9 protein-coding genes, 1 tRNA gene and 1 rRNA gene are annotated in these 16296 nt (G+C 41.3%); 5 read left to right on the top strand and 6 right to left on the bottom strand.

What is annotated here, in order from left to right:
* Nucleotides 1-113: 113 nt before the first annotated feature.
* Nucleotides 114-683, bottom strand: a complete 570-nt coding sequence (locus GLP24_RS11610) for a single-stranded DNA-binding protein (RefSeq protein ID WP_101768473.1) — start codon at nucleotides 681-683, stop codon at nucleotides 114-116.
* Between the two features lie 429 nt (nucleotides 684-1112).
* Here GLP24_RS11610 and galU point away from each other — a divergent pair, with 429 nt between their 5' ends.
* The 3 genes from galU to GLP24_RS11595 all read left to right on the top strand — a co-directional run bounded on the left by galU (nucleotide 1113) and on the right by GLP24_RS11595 (nucleotide 6754).
* A complete protein-coding gene (gene galU / locus GLP24_RS11605; RefSeq protein ID WP_101768472.1) occupies nucleotides 1113-1979 on the top strand; it encodes a UTP--glucose-1-phosphate uridylyltransferase GalU in 867 nt (288 codons plus the stop codon).
* Nucleotides 1980-2117: 138 nt separating this feature from the next.
* Complete coding sequence (uvrA, locus tag GLP24_RS11600) at nucleotides 2118-4943, top strand: excinuclease ABC subunit UvrA (RefSeq protein ID WP_232616046.1); 2826 nt, start codon at nucleotides 2118-2120, stop codon at nucleotides 4941-4943.
* Between the two features lie 77 nt (nucleotides 4944-5020).
* Nucleotides 5021-6754, top strand: coding sequence for a PglL family O-oligosaccharyltransferase (locus tag GLP24_RS11595; protein ID WP_232616045.1), 1734 nt, complete (start codon nucleotides 5021-5023; stop codon nucleotides 6752-6754).
* A gap of 55 nt (nucleotides 6755-6809) precedes the next feature.
* Here GLP24_RS11595 and GLP24_RS11590 read toward each other — a convergent pair whose 3' ends face one another.
* Nucleotides 6810-7928 carry a pyridoxal-phosphate-dependent aminotransferase family protein gene (locus GLP24_RS11590; protein ID WP_152653844.1) on the bottom strand — a complete coding sequence of 373 codons (1119 nt, stop codon included), beginning with the start codon at nucleotides 7926-7928 and terminating at the stop codon, nucleotides 6810-6812.
* A gap of 325 nt (nucleotides 7929-8253) precedes the next feature.
* Here GLP24_RS11590 and lysC point away from each other — a divergent pair, with 325 nt between their 5' ends.
* Nucleotides 8254-9621, top strand: coding sequence for a lysine-sensitive aspartokinase 3 (gene lysC / locus GLP24_RS11585; RefSeq protein WP_407951504.1), 1368 nt, complete (start codon nucleotides 8254-8256; stop codon nucleotides 9619-9621).
* A 77-nt stretch (nucleotides 9622-9698) separates the two neighbouring features.
* Here lysC and metH read toward each other — a convergent pair whose 3' ends face one another.
* Nucleotides 9699-13370, bottom strand: a complete 3672-nt coding sequence (gene metH / locus GLP24_RS11580) for a methionine synthase (RefSeq protein ID WP_232616043.1) — start codon at nucleotides 13368-13370, stop codon at nucleotides 9699-9701.
* Between the two features lie 181 nt (nucleotides 13371-13551).
* On the opposite strand from metH, the gene GLP24_RS11575 reads away from it, so the two are divergent.
* The gene (locus GLP24_RS11575; RefSeq protein WP_101768466.1) at nucleotides 13552-14835 is read left to right on the top strand and encodes a cation:proton antiporter; all 1284 of its coding nucleotides are present in this window, start codon (nucleotides 13552-13554) and stop codon (nucleotides 14833-14835) included.
* A 55-nt stretch (nucleotides 14836-14890) separates the two neighbouring features.
* Here the strand turns inward: GLP24_RS11575 and metA are convergent, their stop codons facing one another.
* The 3 genes from metA to GLP24_RS11560 form a co-directional block, all read right to left on the bottom strand.
* Nucleotides 14891-15829, bottom strand: coding sequence for a homoserine O-acetyltransferase MetA (metA, locus tag GLP24_RS11570; RefSeq protein WP_232616042.1), 939 nt, complete (start codon nucleotides 15827-15829; stop codon nucleotides 14891-14893).
* Between the two features lie 223 nt (nucleotides 15830-16052).
* Nucleotides 16053-16168, bottom strand: a 5S ribosomal RNA gene (rrf, locus tag GLP24_RS11565).
* 8 nt (nucleotides 16169-16176) lie between these two features.
* A tRNA-Thr gene (locus GLP24_RS11560) sits at nucleotides 16177-16252 on the bottom strand.
* Nucleotides 16253-16296: the final 44 nt, after the last annotated feature.

The following is a 16296-nucleotide window of genomic DNA, read 5'->3' as shown; positions in this document are numbered from 1 at the left end:
TTCTAACGTAGGTCTGATATTTTTGACACAAAAAAACCCAGCATTTCTGCTGGGTTAATGTTTAATTTGGTAATTAAAAGCGTTTATTCTTACACTTTTATTTTATATGAGTCCTAGAATGGAATATCGTCGTCAAAATCCATTGGTGGTTCATTATATTGCTGCTGTGGCTGCTGTGGAGCCGACTGCTGAGGTGCTTGCTGTTGTGACGGCTTTGGTTGCTGTGGTGCATAATTTTGCTGTGGCGCAGCAGCAGGTTGTTGAGGCTGACCCCAGTTACCTTGATTTTGCTGTTGTTGCTGACCACCCATTGGTGCACCTTGGCCACCATTACGGCTACCTAGCATTTGCATCACACCATTAAAACCTTGAACAACAACTTCAGTTGTGTATTGATCTTGGCCTTGCTGATTCTGCCACTTACGTGTTTGTAATTGGCCTTCAATGTACACTTGTGAGCCTTTACGTAAGTATTCACCAGCGACTTCTGCTAATTTTCCAAACAATGCTACACGGTGCCATTCTGTTTTTTCACGCTGCTCACCGGTAGCTTTATCACGCCAAGATTCAGAGGTTGCAATAGTAATATTAGCTACTGCACCACCGCTAGGCATGTAACGAATTTCTGGATCATTTCCTAAGTTACCGATTAGGATAACTTTATTTACGCCACGACTGGCCATAGTTCACTCCAAAGCTGATAGCGACGGTACTGGGTGTTAATAGCCGCTTAATGTAAGTTTATACTTAATCTTACAGTTTATCATGTCAGCAAGGCTAAGGCATAGCGCCAAAATATGTCAGGTCACACAATCACCCATGTAAAATGCTATATGGGTGATCATAAAAACATAATCGAAGTCTATATCCTAGTCTCGTAACCGTAATTGGAAGCATAAAGCTATCATTTATATGACACTTATAATTTGCGAGTTCGACAATGATATTCAGTTGATTTATCGTTTAAAATCTCTAACATTGTGCATAATTTTCTTTATGAGTTAACAAAACAATAACGACTATTTTTTTGTTAATTCTCGCTAACGAAATAAGTAGATATATTTCAATCTGCATTCAATACATTATCAATTACATGAAATCTAGGAAACACTATGATCAAGAAATGTCTATTTCCAGCAGCTGGCTACGGCACCCGTTTTCTTCCTGCAACAAAATCAATGCCAAAAGAGATGATGCCTATCGTAAATAAACCTCTGATTGAATATGGTGTTGAAGAAGCAATTCAAGCTGGTATGAATGGTATGTGTATCGTTACTGGTCGTGGTAAAAATACCTTGATGGATCACTTTGATAAAAACTACGAACTAGAACATCAAATTAGCGGTACTAATAAAGAAGAGCTTTTATTTGATATCCGTCGCGTGATTGATTCAGCGCACTTCACTTACATTCGTCAAGGTGAAATGAAAGGCTTAGGCCACGCGATCCTTGTGGGCCGTGAGTTAGTAGGTAACGAACCATTTGCAGTGGTACTTGCTGATGACCTTTGTGTAAACGAAGATCAAGGTGTACTCGCTCAAATGGCGGCACTTTATAAGCAATTCCGTTGTTCAATCGTTGCGGTTGAAGAAGTCCCAGCAGAAGATACCCATAAATACGGTGTGATCGCAGGTCAAATGATCCGTGATGATCTCTTCCGAGTTGATAACATGGTAGAGAAACCAGAACCAGGTACAGCACCAAGCAACCTTGCTATTATCGGTCGTTACATTCTAACGCCTGATATTTTTGATATCATCGAAGACACAGAGCCAGGTAAAGGCGGTGAGATCCAAATCACTGATGCTCTACTAAAACAAGCACAATCTGGTTGTGTATTAGCATACAAATTTAAAGGTAAACGTTTTGACTGTGGTAGCGTTGATGGCTACATCGAAGCAACCAACTACTGCTATGAAAATATTTATAAAAAAGATCAAGCTTCTAAGTTAGCACAACAGCAAACCAGCAAGAAGTAAGCAAACTAAAACGTCAAACAATCCCGCTTACTGATAGTGGGATTTTTACCGCTGTGTTTTTATTCAGTATCTTTTGCTCATTAAAAGCGGCTATGAAATACTACTCACTAACAATCAAGTAAAACAATAGTGATGGGTATGGATTACATCGAAGTACAGGGTGCACGCACCCATAATCTCAAAAATATCAATATTTCCATTCCTCGCGACAAGCTCGTTGTTATCACGGGCTTATCGGGTTCGGGAAAATCATCGTTAGCCTTCGATACCTTATATGCTGAAGGTCAACGCCGCTATGTCGAATCACTGTCAGCTTATGCTCGCCAATTTTTATCGTTAATGGAAAAGCCTGATGTTGATCATATTGAAGGTTTATCACCAGCCATCTCGATTGAACAAAAATCAACGTCACATAATCCTCGTTCTACTGTCGGCACTATTACCGAAATTTATGACTATTTACGTTTACTCTATGCTCGTGTAGGCGAACCTCGCTGCCCGACTCATAACGTTCCTCTGGCCGCACAAACCGTTAGCCAAATGGTCGATCAAGTACTCGCTATGGACGAAGGCAGCAAATTAATGTTGCTCGCTCCCATCGTAAAAGAGCGCAAAGGCGAACATGTAAAAACCCTCGCCAACCTTGCCGCCCAAGGTTATATTCGTGCGCGTATTGATGGCGAAGTGTGTGACCTATCAGATCCACCGACATTAGAACTTCAGAAAAAACACACTATTGAAGTTGTCGTTGATCGTCTTAAAGTCCGTGATGATCTGCAATTACGTTTAGCCGAATCATTTGAAACCGCACTCGAACTTTCAGGCGGTACAGTGATTATTGCACCCATGATTGCTGGCGAGGCACCAGAACAGGTTTTTTCAGCTAACTTTGCTTGCCCACATTGTGGCTACAGTATGCAAGAACTTGAGCCGCGATTATTTTCGTTTAATAACCCTGCGGGGGCTTGTGGCACCTGTGATGGCTTAGGCGTTCAACAATATTTTGATCCTGAGCGCGTGGTGCAAAATGACCAACTCAGTTTAGCTGGCGGTGCTATTCGCGGCTGGGATAAACGTAATTTTTACTATTTCCAAATGCTCAAATCATTAGCTGAGCATTTCAAATTTGATGTTGAAGCACCTTTCAATACCTTACCTAAAAAAATTCAAACCTTGATCCTAAGTGGATCTGGCACCACAGATATTGAATTTAAATATATTAATGATCGCGGTGACATTACCGTTCGTCGGCATCCGTTTGAAGGTATTTTAAATAATATGGAACGCCGTTATCACGAAACAGAATCTAACTCTGTCCGTGAAGAACTGGCTAAATTTGTATCAAAAAAACCATGTTCAAGCTGCCATGGTTCACGGTTACGTCAAGAAGCACGTCACGTTTTTATTGGTGAAACTAACCTTCCTCATATCTGCGACATGAGTATCAATGACGCATTTACTTTCTTTGATCAATTAAAATTAACAGGCCAACGAGCTCAAATTGCCGCTAAAATACTCAAAGAAATCAATCAACGTTTAAGCTTCTTAATCAATGTCGGCTTAAATTATTTAAGTATTTCTCGTAGTGCCGAGACCCTTTCAGGTGGTGAAGCGCAGCGTATTCGACTCGCAAGTCAAATTGGCGCTGGTTTAATGGGAGTCATGTATGTACTTGATGAACCTTCGATTGGTCTCCACCAGCGTGACAACGAACGATTACTTAAAACCCTGATCCATTTACGTGATCTTGGTAATACCGTGATTGTGGTTGAGCATGATGAAGATGCCATTCGTGCCGCTGACTATGTGATTGATATCGGTCCTGGCGCAGGTGTACATGGCGGTGAAATTATTGCCGAAGGCACGATTAAAGATATTTTAAAATCAAAAAAATCGTTAACTGGTCAATATCTTAGTGGTAAAAAATCAATCGCTATTCCAGCACAACGCGTACCTTTTGATCCTGAAAAAACAGTTAAACTTTTAGGGGCCAGCGGTAATAACCTTAAAGATGTTAATGTCGAAATTCCTGTTGGATTATTTACCTGCATTACGGGTGTTTCGGGATCAGGTAAATCAACCTTGATCAATGATACTTTCTTTAAGATCGCCCACCAGCGACTCAATGGCGCAACAACGGGTACACCTGCACCTTATAAAGAAATTCAAGATTTAGAACATTTTGATAAAGTGATCGACATTGATCAAAGCCCGATTGGCCGCACACCACGTTCAAACCCCGCCACTTATACGGGTATTTTTACGCCTATTCGTGAACTCTTTGCGGGTACTCAAGAATCCCGATCTCGAGGTTATAAACCTGGGCGCTTTAGCTTTAATGTTCGCGGTGGACGCTGTGAAGCGTGCCAAGGTGATGGCGTTATCAAAGTTGAAATGCACTTTTTACCTGACGTTTATGTACCATGCGATGCGTGTAAAGGTAAACGCTACAATCGTGAAACCTTAGAGGTACGTTACAAAGGAAAAAGTATTGATGAAGTTTTACAGCTAACCGTTGAGGATGCGCATCAGTTTTTTGAACCTGTTCCAGCAATTGCGCGAAAATTGAAAACATTAATCGATGTCGGTTTATCGTATATTCGTCTAGGACAAGCAGCTACAACCTTATCGGGTGGTGAAGCACAACGGGTTAAACTGGCTAAAGAGTTATCTAAACGTGACACAGGTCAGACCTTGTATATTTTAGATGAACCCACAACAGGCTTACACTTCCATGATATTCAGCAACTGCTAACAGTACTACATAAGCTACGTGATCGTGGTAATACCATCGTTGTTATCGAACATAATCTCGATGTAATAAAAACCGCAGACTGGGTAATTGATCTCGGTCCGGAAGGCGGTAATGGTGGTGGTGAAATTATAGCGATAGGTACACCTGAAGATGTAGCCAAAGTAAAAGGCTCACATACAGCAAGGTTCCTCAAACCGTTGCTAAGTTAACAGATAAAAATGCTTTAACATGTATCAACAGGCTGATTTTATTCAGCCTGTTTGCTTATTCATACTCAGGAACAACCATGACAGTGTTACAACTTAAAGGTACCAAATTAGAACAAAAACGGATTTCTAAACCTTTGGTACCCTATTTCCTTGCAACAATAGGAATTATTTTTATTGTTGCAATGCATTACTTTCAACATAATCCCGGTGGTTCAGGGCTTGAACTCTCATTTAATGCCGCAGTATGGATCCCATTTAGCTTTGCTATATCTTTGGGCTTACTCGAAATTTACCGTCAACAAATATGGCGTTACTCTCGGCTAACGTTACTACTATTTGGCTGCTGTATACTACTCACACTTCCCGTTTTTTACCCTAATGCTGATGCAGAGGCTGCGTTTAATCGCTTATTTACTTTGTGGGCAGGATTTCTTTTCTTTGTGAGTTTGCAACAATTTGTTTTTACCCATCAACAGCGCCAACGTTTACTGTGGTTTATTTTAATTGGCGTTTTAATTGAAGCTATTTTTGCATGGTATCAATATCTTTGGATCCCAGCAAAGAACCCTATTGGCTATAACGTCATTGCCAACCGCCCTTATGGAATATTCCAACAACCTAATGTAATGGCAAGCTTTTTAGCCACAGGACTAGTGATTAGTACTTATCTATTAGCACGAGTACCGTTATATCGTGGTAAATGGTCATGGCAACATATCACCTTACTTATCACTCCAGTTCTTACCATTCCCATTATTGTCGTATTAAATTCGCGTACAGGATGGTTAGGTGCAATCATTGGCCTACTGCTAATGCTGCCATATTTACGTCGTTTTGCCGCTAAACAAACTCAACGCTTATGGCTATTAATGATTGCATTAGGGCTATGTTTTGCATGGAATATCGCATCAACTGAACATTGGTCACCAAGAGGAGAAAGTGTCTCATTAGAAAGCCCTCGAGAAATCCATTTTCCACAAGCCTATGAGATGTTTACTACTAAACCATTAACGGGCTATGGCTATGGTAAATTTGAAATCGCATATATCACCCAAACAGCACTATGGCATCAACAAGATCCCGCACATCAACCAGCGGGGATCCCAAGCTTAGATCATCCTCACAATGAACTATTATATTGGGCAGTAGAGGGCGGTATTATACCGTTAATCGGTTTATTATTAGCGGCATTTGCTGTTTTTATAAAGATAAGAAGAGCCCCTAATGGAACTCAATTAGCATTAACTGGCTTGTTTTTCCCTATCGTGCTGCATACCCAACTTGAATACCCGTTCTACCATTCTTTGGTACATTGGCTAATATTTATCATCTTAATTTTTTGGGTCGATAATCTCACTGCAAAATATCACCGCCGACAAGTAACATATACTTTAAGCATCAAAGTTTTTGCCATTATTACCCCCATAATTATCACTGGCTTTATGCTAACAACATTATATTCAGGTTGGTTACTCACCAAATTTGAAACAACACGACCGGTTAATATTGATTATTTAATTAAAGTGAATAATCCATGGGCGTGGCAAAATCGTTTTGAATGGGATCTTCATTTAACTCAACTACAATTAGGTATTGCAACCGAAAAACCTCAGTTAATTACTGAATATATTCAATGGGCAAACCAAAAAGCACAGCATTGGCCTCGTCCCGCATTATTTGAAAACCTAATACTTGCGTACACAGCACAAGGTAATACCGATCAAGCAGCCCAAGTGACACATGAAGCACAACAATTATTTCCAAGTCTCACTCAGCTTAGCGACGCAACTACAACTTCATCAGCGAAGTAATCACAGCTAACCATCAATGGCTATTACAATGGCCATTGATGGTTCATCACTCTATTTATTTTAACGTGCTTTCAAGAGCTTTCAGACACAAAGCAACGTTTTCACTGCGCGCAGCATAGCCCATTAATCCAATACGCCATGCTTTACCTGCGAGTGTGCCTAATCCCGCACCAATCTCAAGATTATAGCGTTCTAATAAGGTCGATCTTACCGCGGCATCATCGATACCTTCAGGAATATACACCGCATTAAGCTGTGGCAGTCGATACGCCTCTTCAACCACAAATTGAATCCCTAGCGCTTCAAGTCCTGTTTTTAATTCAAGATGCGCTCGGTGATGTCGCTGCCATGCTTGCTCTAAACCTTCATTGTGTAACAACACTAATGCTTCATGTAATGCATATAAGCTATTGACGGGCGCGGTATGGTGATAGCTACGCTTACCTTCACCACTCCAATAACCCAGCACTAAACTTTGATCCAAAAACCAACTTTGGACTGGTGTTTTACGTTGTTGAATTTTAGCAATTGCTTGCTCGGAAAACGTCAGTGGCGACAATCCTGGCACACAAGATAAGCATTTTTGACTGCCCGAATAAACCGCATCCAGTTGCCATTCATCCACCAGTAAAGGTACACCACCTAATGAAGTCACGGCATCGACAATGGTTAAACAGCCATACTTTCGCGCAATTTCAGCCAAAGTTTTAGCATCAGATAGCGCGCCCGTTGACGTTTCTGCATGTACAAACGCGACAATTTTAATCTCAGGATCGGCGTGTAATGCTTGCTCAACTAAAACTGGCGAGACGGGCTCCCCCCATGCATTATCAACCATGATTGCGATGCCACCACAGCGTTCAACGTTCTCTCGCATGCGGTCACCAAAGACACCATTACGGCAAACTAAGACCTTATCACCCGCCTCAACTAAATTAACAAAACACGCTTCCATGCCAGCACTGCCCGGTGCTGATACTGCAATCGTAAACGTATTTTTAGTTTGAAAAGCGTATTGCAGCAGTTGTTTAAGCTCATCCATCATTTTAATAAACAATGGATCAAGATGGCCAATTGTCGGCCGACTTAGGGCTTGTAATACTTGCGGATAGATATCAGAAGGACCCGGTCCCATAAGTGTTCTTTGGGGTGGTATAAAACTGGTGATAGACATAGATTCAACTCCATTAAATCATGATTATTATCAATAAGGTGATAGCACGATAGTGGTCACTACAGAGTATTAGAGCAACACAAAAGCCGCAAGTAATAACCCAAAAACCCGTCATAAATACATACTTTTTAGTAACCTTAAATAAATCATCATTTAACAATTGACAACTAAGGGCGATTTCCTATTCAATGACAACAGTGATTATTCACTACAGAAGAGGTGCGTGACTGCCTATTATCTCCTCGACAATGGACGTCGGGAATTCTTCCGAAACAAAAGCCGACCTTGCACGATTGACAACAAAAGGGAGAACACCGTAATGAGCATGATTCCGACCGCGACAACAAATCCATTAATTGTGGCTAAATTTGGTGGCACCAGTGTTGCCGATTATGCAGCAATGTGCCGCAGTGCAAATATTGTTATTGCCAATCCACACACCAAAATAGTATTAATAAGTGCTTGTTCAGGCGTAACTAATTTACTGGTCGCCTTAGCTAATGGCATTAGTGATATCACGCTACGCCAGCAACATTTACAGCAATTAACTGATACTCACCAACAGATACTGAATCAACTACAGCACCCACACACGGTCAGTGATGCTATTTACGCATTATTCGATGATATAGCCTCAGCTTCTGCACAAGCAGCAATTGCATCATCCCCCCAACTCACGGATAAATTAGTCAGTCATGGCGAGCTATTATCAACCTACCTCTTTAACCAAATTTTAGTTGAGATGAATGCCGCTGCGATTCGATTTGATATTCGTGATGTAATGCGTACCGACACCCAGTTTGGTAAAGCGATTCCACAGCCAGATCTTATTCGTCAATTAGCTCAACAATATTTGGTGCCACTCGTCGATACCCAGATTGCGGTGTCACAAGGCTTTATAGGTCGTGATGAATTTGGTAATACCACCACTCTTGGCCGAGGTGGAAGTGATTATAGTGCTGCACTAATTGCAGAAGCTGTTGATGCGACCACACTAGAGATCTGGACTGATGTTCCGGGAATGTACACCACTGATCCTCGCATTACCGCAGCAGCAAAACCCATTAAAGAAATCAGTTTTAGTGAAGCCTCTGAAATGGCTAATTTTGGTGCCAAGATCCTCCATCCATCAACACTGGTTCCCGCTATTCGCCACCAGATCCCCGTCTTTATTGGCTCATCAATAGCACCGCAACAAGGTGGAACATGGATCAGAAAAACCGTTGAACAAGCACCACTATTTCGAGCATTGGCGTTACGTGGCAATCAAACCTTAGTGACTTTAACTAGTCTCAATATGTTTCAAGCTTATGGTTTTTTAGCCGAAGTATTTCGTATTTTGGCAGAACATAAAATCTCAGTCGATTTAATTACCACCTCCGAAGTTAGCGTTTCATTAACCCTTGATCAAACCGATACTGGCGGCGGTGCACCGACCTTACCCTTAGCCGCCGTTGAACAGCTCAATCAATTATGCCGCGTCGATATTGAACAAGGTTTGTCGTTAGTGGCATTGATAGGGAATCATATGAGTGACAGTAAAGGCTCCGCTAAGCATATCTTTGGTGCTCTTGATGCGTATAATTTACGTCTTATTTGTTATGGTGCTAGTCCTCATAATCTGTGTTTTTTAGTCAATGAAGCCGATGCTAAATCTGTCATAACAACACTGCATCAGCAACTTTTAGAATAACCACTATCAGCACCAACAAGAAAAAAGACCCAAAAAAGGCGCAACGTTTGCGCCTTATTTATTTTAACCTAATAATTTTATGACAAATTAGGCCCTAACCACTTTTCAGCTTCAATTAAATCCCAACCTTTGCGATCAGCATAACTTTCCAACTGATCATGTTGGATCTGCGCGACCGCAAAATAACGCGCATCTGGATGTGAAAAATACCAACCTGATACCGCAGCACCCGGCCACATCGCATAGCTCTCGGTCAACACCATTCCTGTATTGGCTTCTGCATCCAATAACTGCCAAATCGCCCCTTTTTCGGTATGTTCAGGACAGGCGGCATAGCCAGGAGCGGGACGAATACCCTGATACTTTTCACGGATCAAATCATCATTACTAAGATCTTCATCCGCTGCATAGCCCCAAATTTGTTTACGTACTATTTGGTGCATACATTCAGCAAACGCTTCTGCTAATCGATCCGCCACCGCTTGAACCATGATCGCGTTATAATCATCACCCTGCGCTTTAAACTGATCAGCAATATCATACTCACCAATACCACCTGTCACGGCGAACGCACCAATCCAGTCCGCTTTACCACTCCCTTTCGGGGCAATGTAATCTGATAAACAATAATTGGGACCTTTGGGCTTCTTGGTTTGTTGGCGTAAGCCATGCAGTACCGTTAATACTTCTGTGCGCGTTTCATCCGTGTAAACTTCAATATCATCACCAATATTATTTGCAGGGAATAAACCACAGACGCCATTGGCTTTGATCATGCCTGTGCGTTCAATATCATCGAGGATCTGATTTGCATCTTCAAACAACTTAGTCGCTTCAACCCCCACCACTTCATGGCGTAAAATGGTTGGATATTTTCCACTTAATGACCAAGTCATAAAAAATGGCGTCCAATCGATATATTGACGTAATTTAGCAACCGGAAAATCAGTAAAGGTATGCACGCCAGCTTTTTTAGGCGCTGGCGGCGTGTAATTAACCCAATCAAGGGCGACAGCATTCGCTCGAGCTTGATCAAGTGTGATCGGTGGTGTTCGTGGTTTTTTACGCGCATATTGTTCACGTACAACATCATATTCAGCAGCTAAGCGCTCTACAAATGCAGGTTTTTGTTGTTCAGACAATAACGCAGAGCAAACGCCAACCGCCCGCGAGGCATTAGAGACATACACCACTGGCTGTTGATAATTTTGTTCAATTTTTACTGCGGTATGTGCTTTTGAGGTAGTAGCACCGCCAATCAGTAACGGCACCTCAAAACCTCGACGCTGCATTTCTTTAGCCACATAGACCATTTCATCAAGCGAAGGGGTGATCAAACCACTCAATCCAATAATATCAACATTCCGTTCTTGAGCGACCTGCAAAATTTTATCGCATGAAACCATGACACCTAAGTCGATAATTTCATAGTTATTACATTGAAGTACCACCCCAACAATATTCTTACCAATATCGTGTACATCACCTTTTACCGTGGCTAATAAAATCTTACCGTTAGTATATCCGGCTTGCTTTTCCGCATTAATATACGGCTCTAAATGGGCAACGGCTTGTTTCATAACACGAGCAGATTTAACGACTTGAGGTAAAAACATCTTACCTTCACCAAACAAGTCACCAACGACATTCATCCCCGCCATCAAAGGACCTTCAATCACTTCTAATGGCTTATCCGCATTCACTCGAGCCAGTTCAGTATCTTCAACAATAAATTCAGTGATCCCTTTAACTAAAGCGTGCTCTAATCGTTTATCAACTGGCCAACTGCGCCACTCTTGCAGGGTACGATCTTCTTCAACGGCACCACTATCACGATAATTAGCGGCGATATCGAGTAGGCGATCAGTACTATCATCACGACGATTAAGCACTACATCTTCAACCGCATTACGCAATTCATCAGACAGATCATCATAAATCGCTAACTGACCCGCATTAACGATCCCCATATCCATGCCATTTTTAAAGCAGTAATATAAAAACACCGCATGGATCGCTTCTCGAACAGGGTTATTACCTCGAAATGAAAACGACACATTAGACACGCCACCAGAAATCATCGCATGGGGTAAGGTACGTTTAATCTCAGCAATAGCTTCAATAAAATCAACCGCATAATTATTATGTTCTTCAATGCCGGTCGCAATCGCAAAAATATTGGGATCAAAAATAATATCTTCAGCAGGAAAACCCACTTCATCGACCAATATATGATAAGCATTAGTACAGATTTCAATTTTACGCTCACGAGTATCAGCCTGACCCACTTCATCAAATGCCATTACAATCACTGCTGCGCCATAACGACGTAGCAACTTAGCTTGCGCAATAAAGTTCTCTTTGCCTTCTTTGAGTGAAATAGAGTTAACAATCGGTTTGCCCTGAACACATTTAAGTCCAGCTTCAATAATCTCCCACTTCGAGGAATCAACCATGATTGGCACTTTGGCTATATCTGGCTCTGTTGCACACAAATTAAGAAAGCGCACCATTGCCGCCTGCGCATCCAACATGCCTTCATCCATGTTGATATCAATAATTTGCGCGCCAGATTCTACTTGCTGACGAGCAACGTCTAATGCTTCATCATAAAGTTCATCTTTAATTAAACGCTTAAAACGTGCAGATCCGGTGACATTTGTCCGCTCACCAACATTAACAAATAAACTTTCAGCTTCAATAGTCAGCGGCTCTAACCCCGATAATCGACACGCAACTTTAATTTCAGGTAACACGCGAGGTTTAATATTCTTGGTAACTTGATACATCTGTCGAATATGTTCAGGAGTAGTACCACAACATCCGCCAACTAAATTTAAAAAGCCTTGTTGCGCCCATTCTTTAATATGCTCAGCCATTTCAGCGGCTTCAAGATCATACTCACCAAATGCGTTAGGCAATCCGGCATTTGGGTGGGCTGATACTGCACATTCAGAAATACGTGATAACTCAGCCACATATTGGCGTAATTCATCAGGGCCGAGGGCGCAATTTAAGCCAAAGGAAATCGGCTTTACATGACGCAAAGAATTATAGAAAGCTTCAGTCGTTTGACCAGAAAGCGTACGCCCAGAGGCATCAGTAATGGTGCCTGAAATCATCACAGGAAGCTCATAACCAAGCTCTTCAAAAACCCCCGTGACCGCAAAAGCACAGGCTTTGGCATTCAGAGTATCAAAAATGGTTTCAATCAAAATAATATCGACGCCACCTTTGATTAACGCGTGGGTAGACTCGCTATAAGCAATCACCAACTCATCAAAAGTGACATTTCGAAACCCAGGATCATTCACATCAGGAGAAATAGAACAAGTACGGTTCGTTGGTCCTAGAACTCCAGCCACAAAACGGGGTTTATTCGGGGTTTGTGCCGTCCATTCATCTGCTGCCTCACGAGCAAGCGTTGCTGCGGCAAAATTAATGTCGGCACTGAGGCTTTCCATATCATAGTCAGCCATTGCAATGGTGGTCGCGTTAAAGGTGTTGGTTTCTAAAATATCAGCGCCAGCTTCAAGGTACTCAAGATGAATATCTTTAATTAATTGCGGCTGAGTTAAAACTAATAGATCATTATTACCTTTAAGATCAGCATGCCAATCACTAAATCGTTGGCCTCGATAATCTTGCTCGTCGAGCTTATAACTTTGAATCATGGTGCCCATGCCACCATCAATGATCAAAATCTGCTGTTCAAGTCGCTTATGCAGTACATCCTTGTCTTTTAACACTACATTATATCCTTATAATCCATTACAGCTTGATAACATCCTATCACAATTCAAATAGGAATCTAGACGTCCAAACATGTACAATGGCAAAATAAGTTAATTAACGATAGCCATTACTAACTGATGGTTTTACTATCACAAACCATTAAATCTACTCAATAATTTAATCTAGAGGTTTTGCATGTCGGTTTACAACACCCTCTGCTTCCTAGCTGCAGCAGCAATGCTTATAGCTTTTATAAACAGTAAGATAGGTAAGATGCAAACCACCATCGCCATTACGGCTGGTTCTCTTATCTTATCGCTACTTATTATTTTTGCAGGCCATAATGGCTGGTTTCATCTTGAAGATATTGCTTCAACCCAGATGGGAAAAATCAACTTTGAAGACTTTTTGTTAAAAGGGATTTTAGGATTTTTGCTCTTTGCAGGTGGGCTTGGTATTAAATTGCCACACCTCAAAGAGCAAAAATGGGAAATCACTACCTTAGCTTTAGGTTCCACACTCTTTTCAACCTTTTTTATTGGCTTTAGCTTATGGGGTATTTGTCAGTTACTAGGGATCCAACTTGATCTTATTTACTGTTTATTATTTGGCTCACTGATCTCACCAACCGACCCCATTGCCGTACTTGCTATTGTTAAAAAGATGAACGCCCCTCGCCGAATCTCGACTCAAATCGAAGGTGAGTCATTATTTAATGATGGTTTTGGTTTAGTTATCTTCGTAACTCTATTTACCGTCGCTTTTGGTAATCAAACGCCAACAGTCTTAAGCGTGACGCAATTATTCTTACAAGAAGCGATAGGCGGCATTGTTTATGGTTTCATTTTAGGTTTAATCTTCCATTACCTTATCTGCTCGACTAACGACCACTCAATGGAATTATTATTAACCATTGGTATTCCAACGGCTGGTTATGCTTTTGCCGAAATTATCCATGTATCAGGCCCACTCGCCATGGTTGTCTCTGGCATTATGATCGGCAACTGGACGCGCTATATTGGCTTTTCAAAAGAAAGTGAAGAGCACCTTGATCACTTCTGGGAATTAGTTGATGAGTTCCTAAACGGTCTATTATTCTTACTTATTGGTATGACCATGCTTGAATTCAGTTTTCACCAAGAGGACTGGATATTAATGGCAATCGCAATTCCATTGGTATTACTAAGCCGTTATTTAAGCGTAAAACTGCCTTATATTGGCTTTAGCCATTACCGTCAATATAACCCAATGTCAGTTAAGATCCTTACGTGGGGAGGGTTACGTGGTGGTTTAGCACTCGCAATGGCCATGGCGGTACCTGCGGGAGTGATCGTTATTCCAGCAAAAGATATTGATGTCAGAGAAATCATCCTTGTCATGACCTACTCAGTGGTAGTTTTCTCTATATTGATTCAAGGTTCAACAATTACCGCATTAATTGAAAAAGCCAAACTATGGGAAAAACAGAATAAACATTAATTTCTGCCTCACTCATAAATAATAAAAAGGCCAGCTAACTAAGCTGGCCTTTTTATTAATCTTTGGTAAAACTGGCTTCTGAAAAATGCGCCAAATCATAAGGTGTCTGTTGGTAAACACAATAATTAAGCCAATTACTAAAAAGTAAATGACCATGACTACGCCAACTCGCAACAGGTACGCTATTAACATCATCATTAGGATAGTAATTTACAGGAATCGTTGGCTCCATCCCTTGCTCACTATCACGAACAAATTCATGATGGAGTGTATCGACATCATATTCAGGATGACCCGTAACAAAGACATTACGCTTATCTTTAGTCGCCGCTAAATAAACACCGGCTAGATCAGATGTCGCTAAAATATCTAAGTCAGTATGTGTACTTAGATAATCTGCAGAAAAATCAGCATAACGAGAATGGGGGGCAAAAAAGGTATCATCAAAACCACGCAACACCGGGTGATGGCAATCATGAATACGATGATGATAAACCCCAGACAGTTTTTCTTTACGTGTACGCTTAGGCAAATCATACAACAACTTCAATCCTGCTTGAGCAGCCCAGCAGACAAACAATGTTGAGGTCACATGATCCTTAGCCCAATTCATGATCAGCTGAATTTCTTCCCAATACAGTACATCTTCAAACTGCACTAACCCTAGTGGCGCTCCCGTCACAATCAACCCATCAAAATTACGATCTTTCACCATTTCAAATTGACGATAAAACGTATCTAAATGTTCCTGAGGAGTATTTTTTGTCGGCCTGTTATCAATCTGTAATAACTCAACATCCACTTGTAATGGGCTATTAGAAAGTAAGCGTAAAAACTGGGTTTCAGTCTCAATCTTCTTTGGCATCAAGTTTAGTAATAATACTTTCAGTGGTCGAATACCCTGACTCGCAGCACGTGCTTCCGTCATAACAAAGATATTCTCACTTCTTAAAATATCTGTTGCTGGTAAACGATCCGGTATTTTAATTGGCACTTTGGTTTTCTCCTTACCCCAAAATGGCTTTAGCCGTCTAGATATCTAGTTAAAGCTATAGAAAAAACAATATTGGTGCAAGTAAAATCCCATAACCTCGATCGATATTAAATTGAGGTGTGATTTTAATAAATAAAAAATAATGAGGAATAATCAGGGGGAATAAAAACATTGAAAAGCTAGAAATGAAAAAACCCAGCCGAAGGCTGGGTTTTAAAGAGGTATTTAGCAATGTCCTACTCTCACATGGGGAGACCCCACACTACCATCGGCGCTACAACGTTTCACTTCTGAGTTCGGCATGGGATCAGGTGGTACCGCTGCGCTATGGTTGCTAAAAAAATGAATGGTGCTAGTACCCAGAGTCGAACTGGGGACCTCACCCTTACCAAGGGTGCGCTCTACCAACTGAGCCATACCAGCACACAAAGCTGTTATGAATCTGCAAGTGCAAATTCTAAAATTTG

This window comes from Photobacterium carnosum (assembly GCF_021236965.1).
Classification (GTDB): domain Bacteria; phylum Pseudomonadota; class Gammaproteobacteria; order Enterobacterales; family Vibrionaceae; genus Photobacterium; species Photobacterium carnosum.
This window is presented reverse-complemented; position numbering and strand designations above follow the sequence as displayed.

Coding starts and splice junctions, on each gene's coding strand:
- GLP24_RS11610 (WP_101768473.1), bottom strand. CDS start 683: ATGGCCAGTCGTGGCGTAAATAAAGTTATCCTAATCGGTAACTTAGGA.
- galU (WP_101768472.1), top strand. CDS start 1,113: ATGATCAAGAAATGTCTATTTCCAGCAGCTGGCTACGGCACCCGTTTT.
- uvrA (WP_232616046.1), top strand. CDS start 2,118: ATGGATTACATCGAAGTACAGGGTGCACGCACCCATAATCTCAAAAAT.
- GLP24_RS11595 (WP_232616045.1), top strand. CDS start 5,021: ATGACAGTGTTACAACTTAAAGGTACCAAATTAGAACAAAAACGGATT.
- GLP24_RS11590 (WP_152653844.1), bottom strand. CDS start 7,928: ATGTCTATCACCAGTTTTATACCACCCCAAAGAACACTTATGGGACCG.
- lysC (WP_407951504.1), top strand. CDS start 8,254: ATGATTCCGACCGCGACAACAAATCCATTAATTGTGGCTAAATTTGGT.
- GLP24_RS11575 (WP_101768466.1), top strand. CDS start 13,552: ATGTCGGTTTACAACACCCTCTGCTTCCTAGCTGCAGCAGCAATGCTT.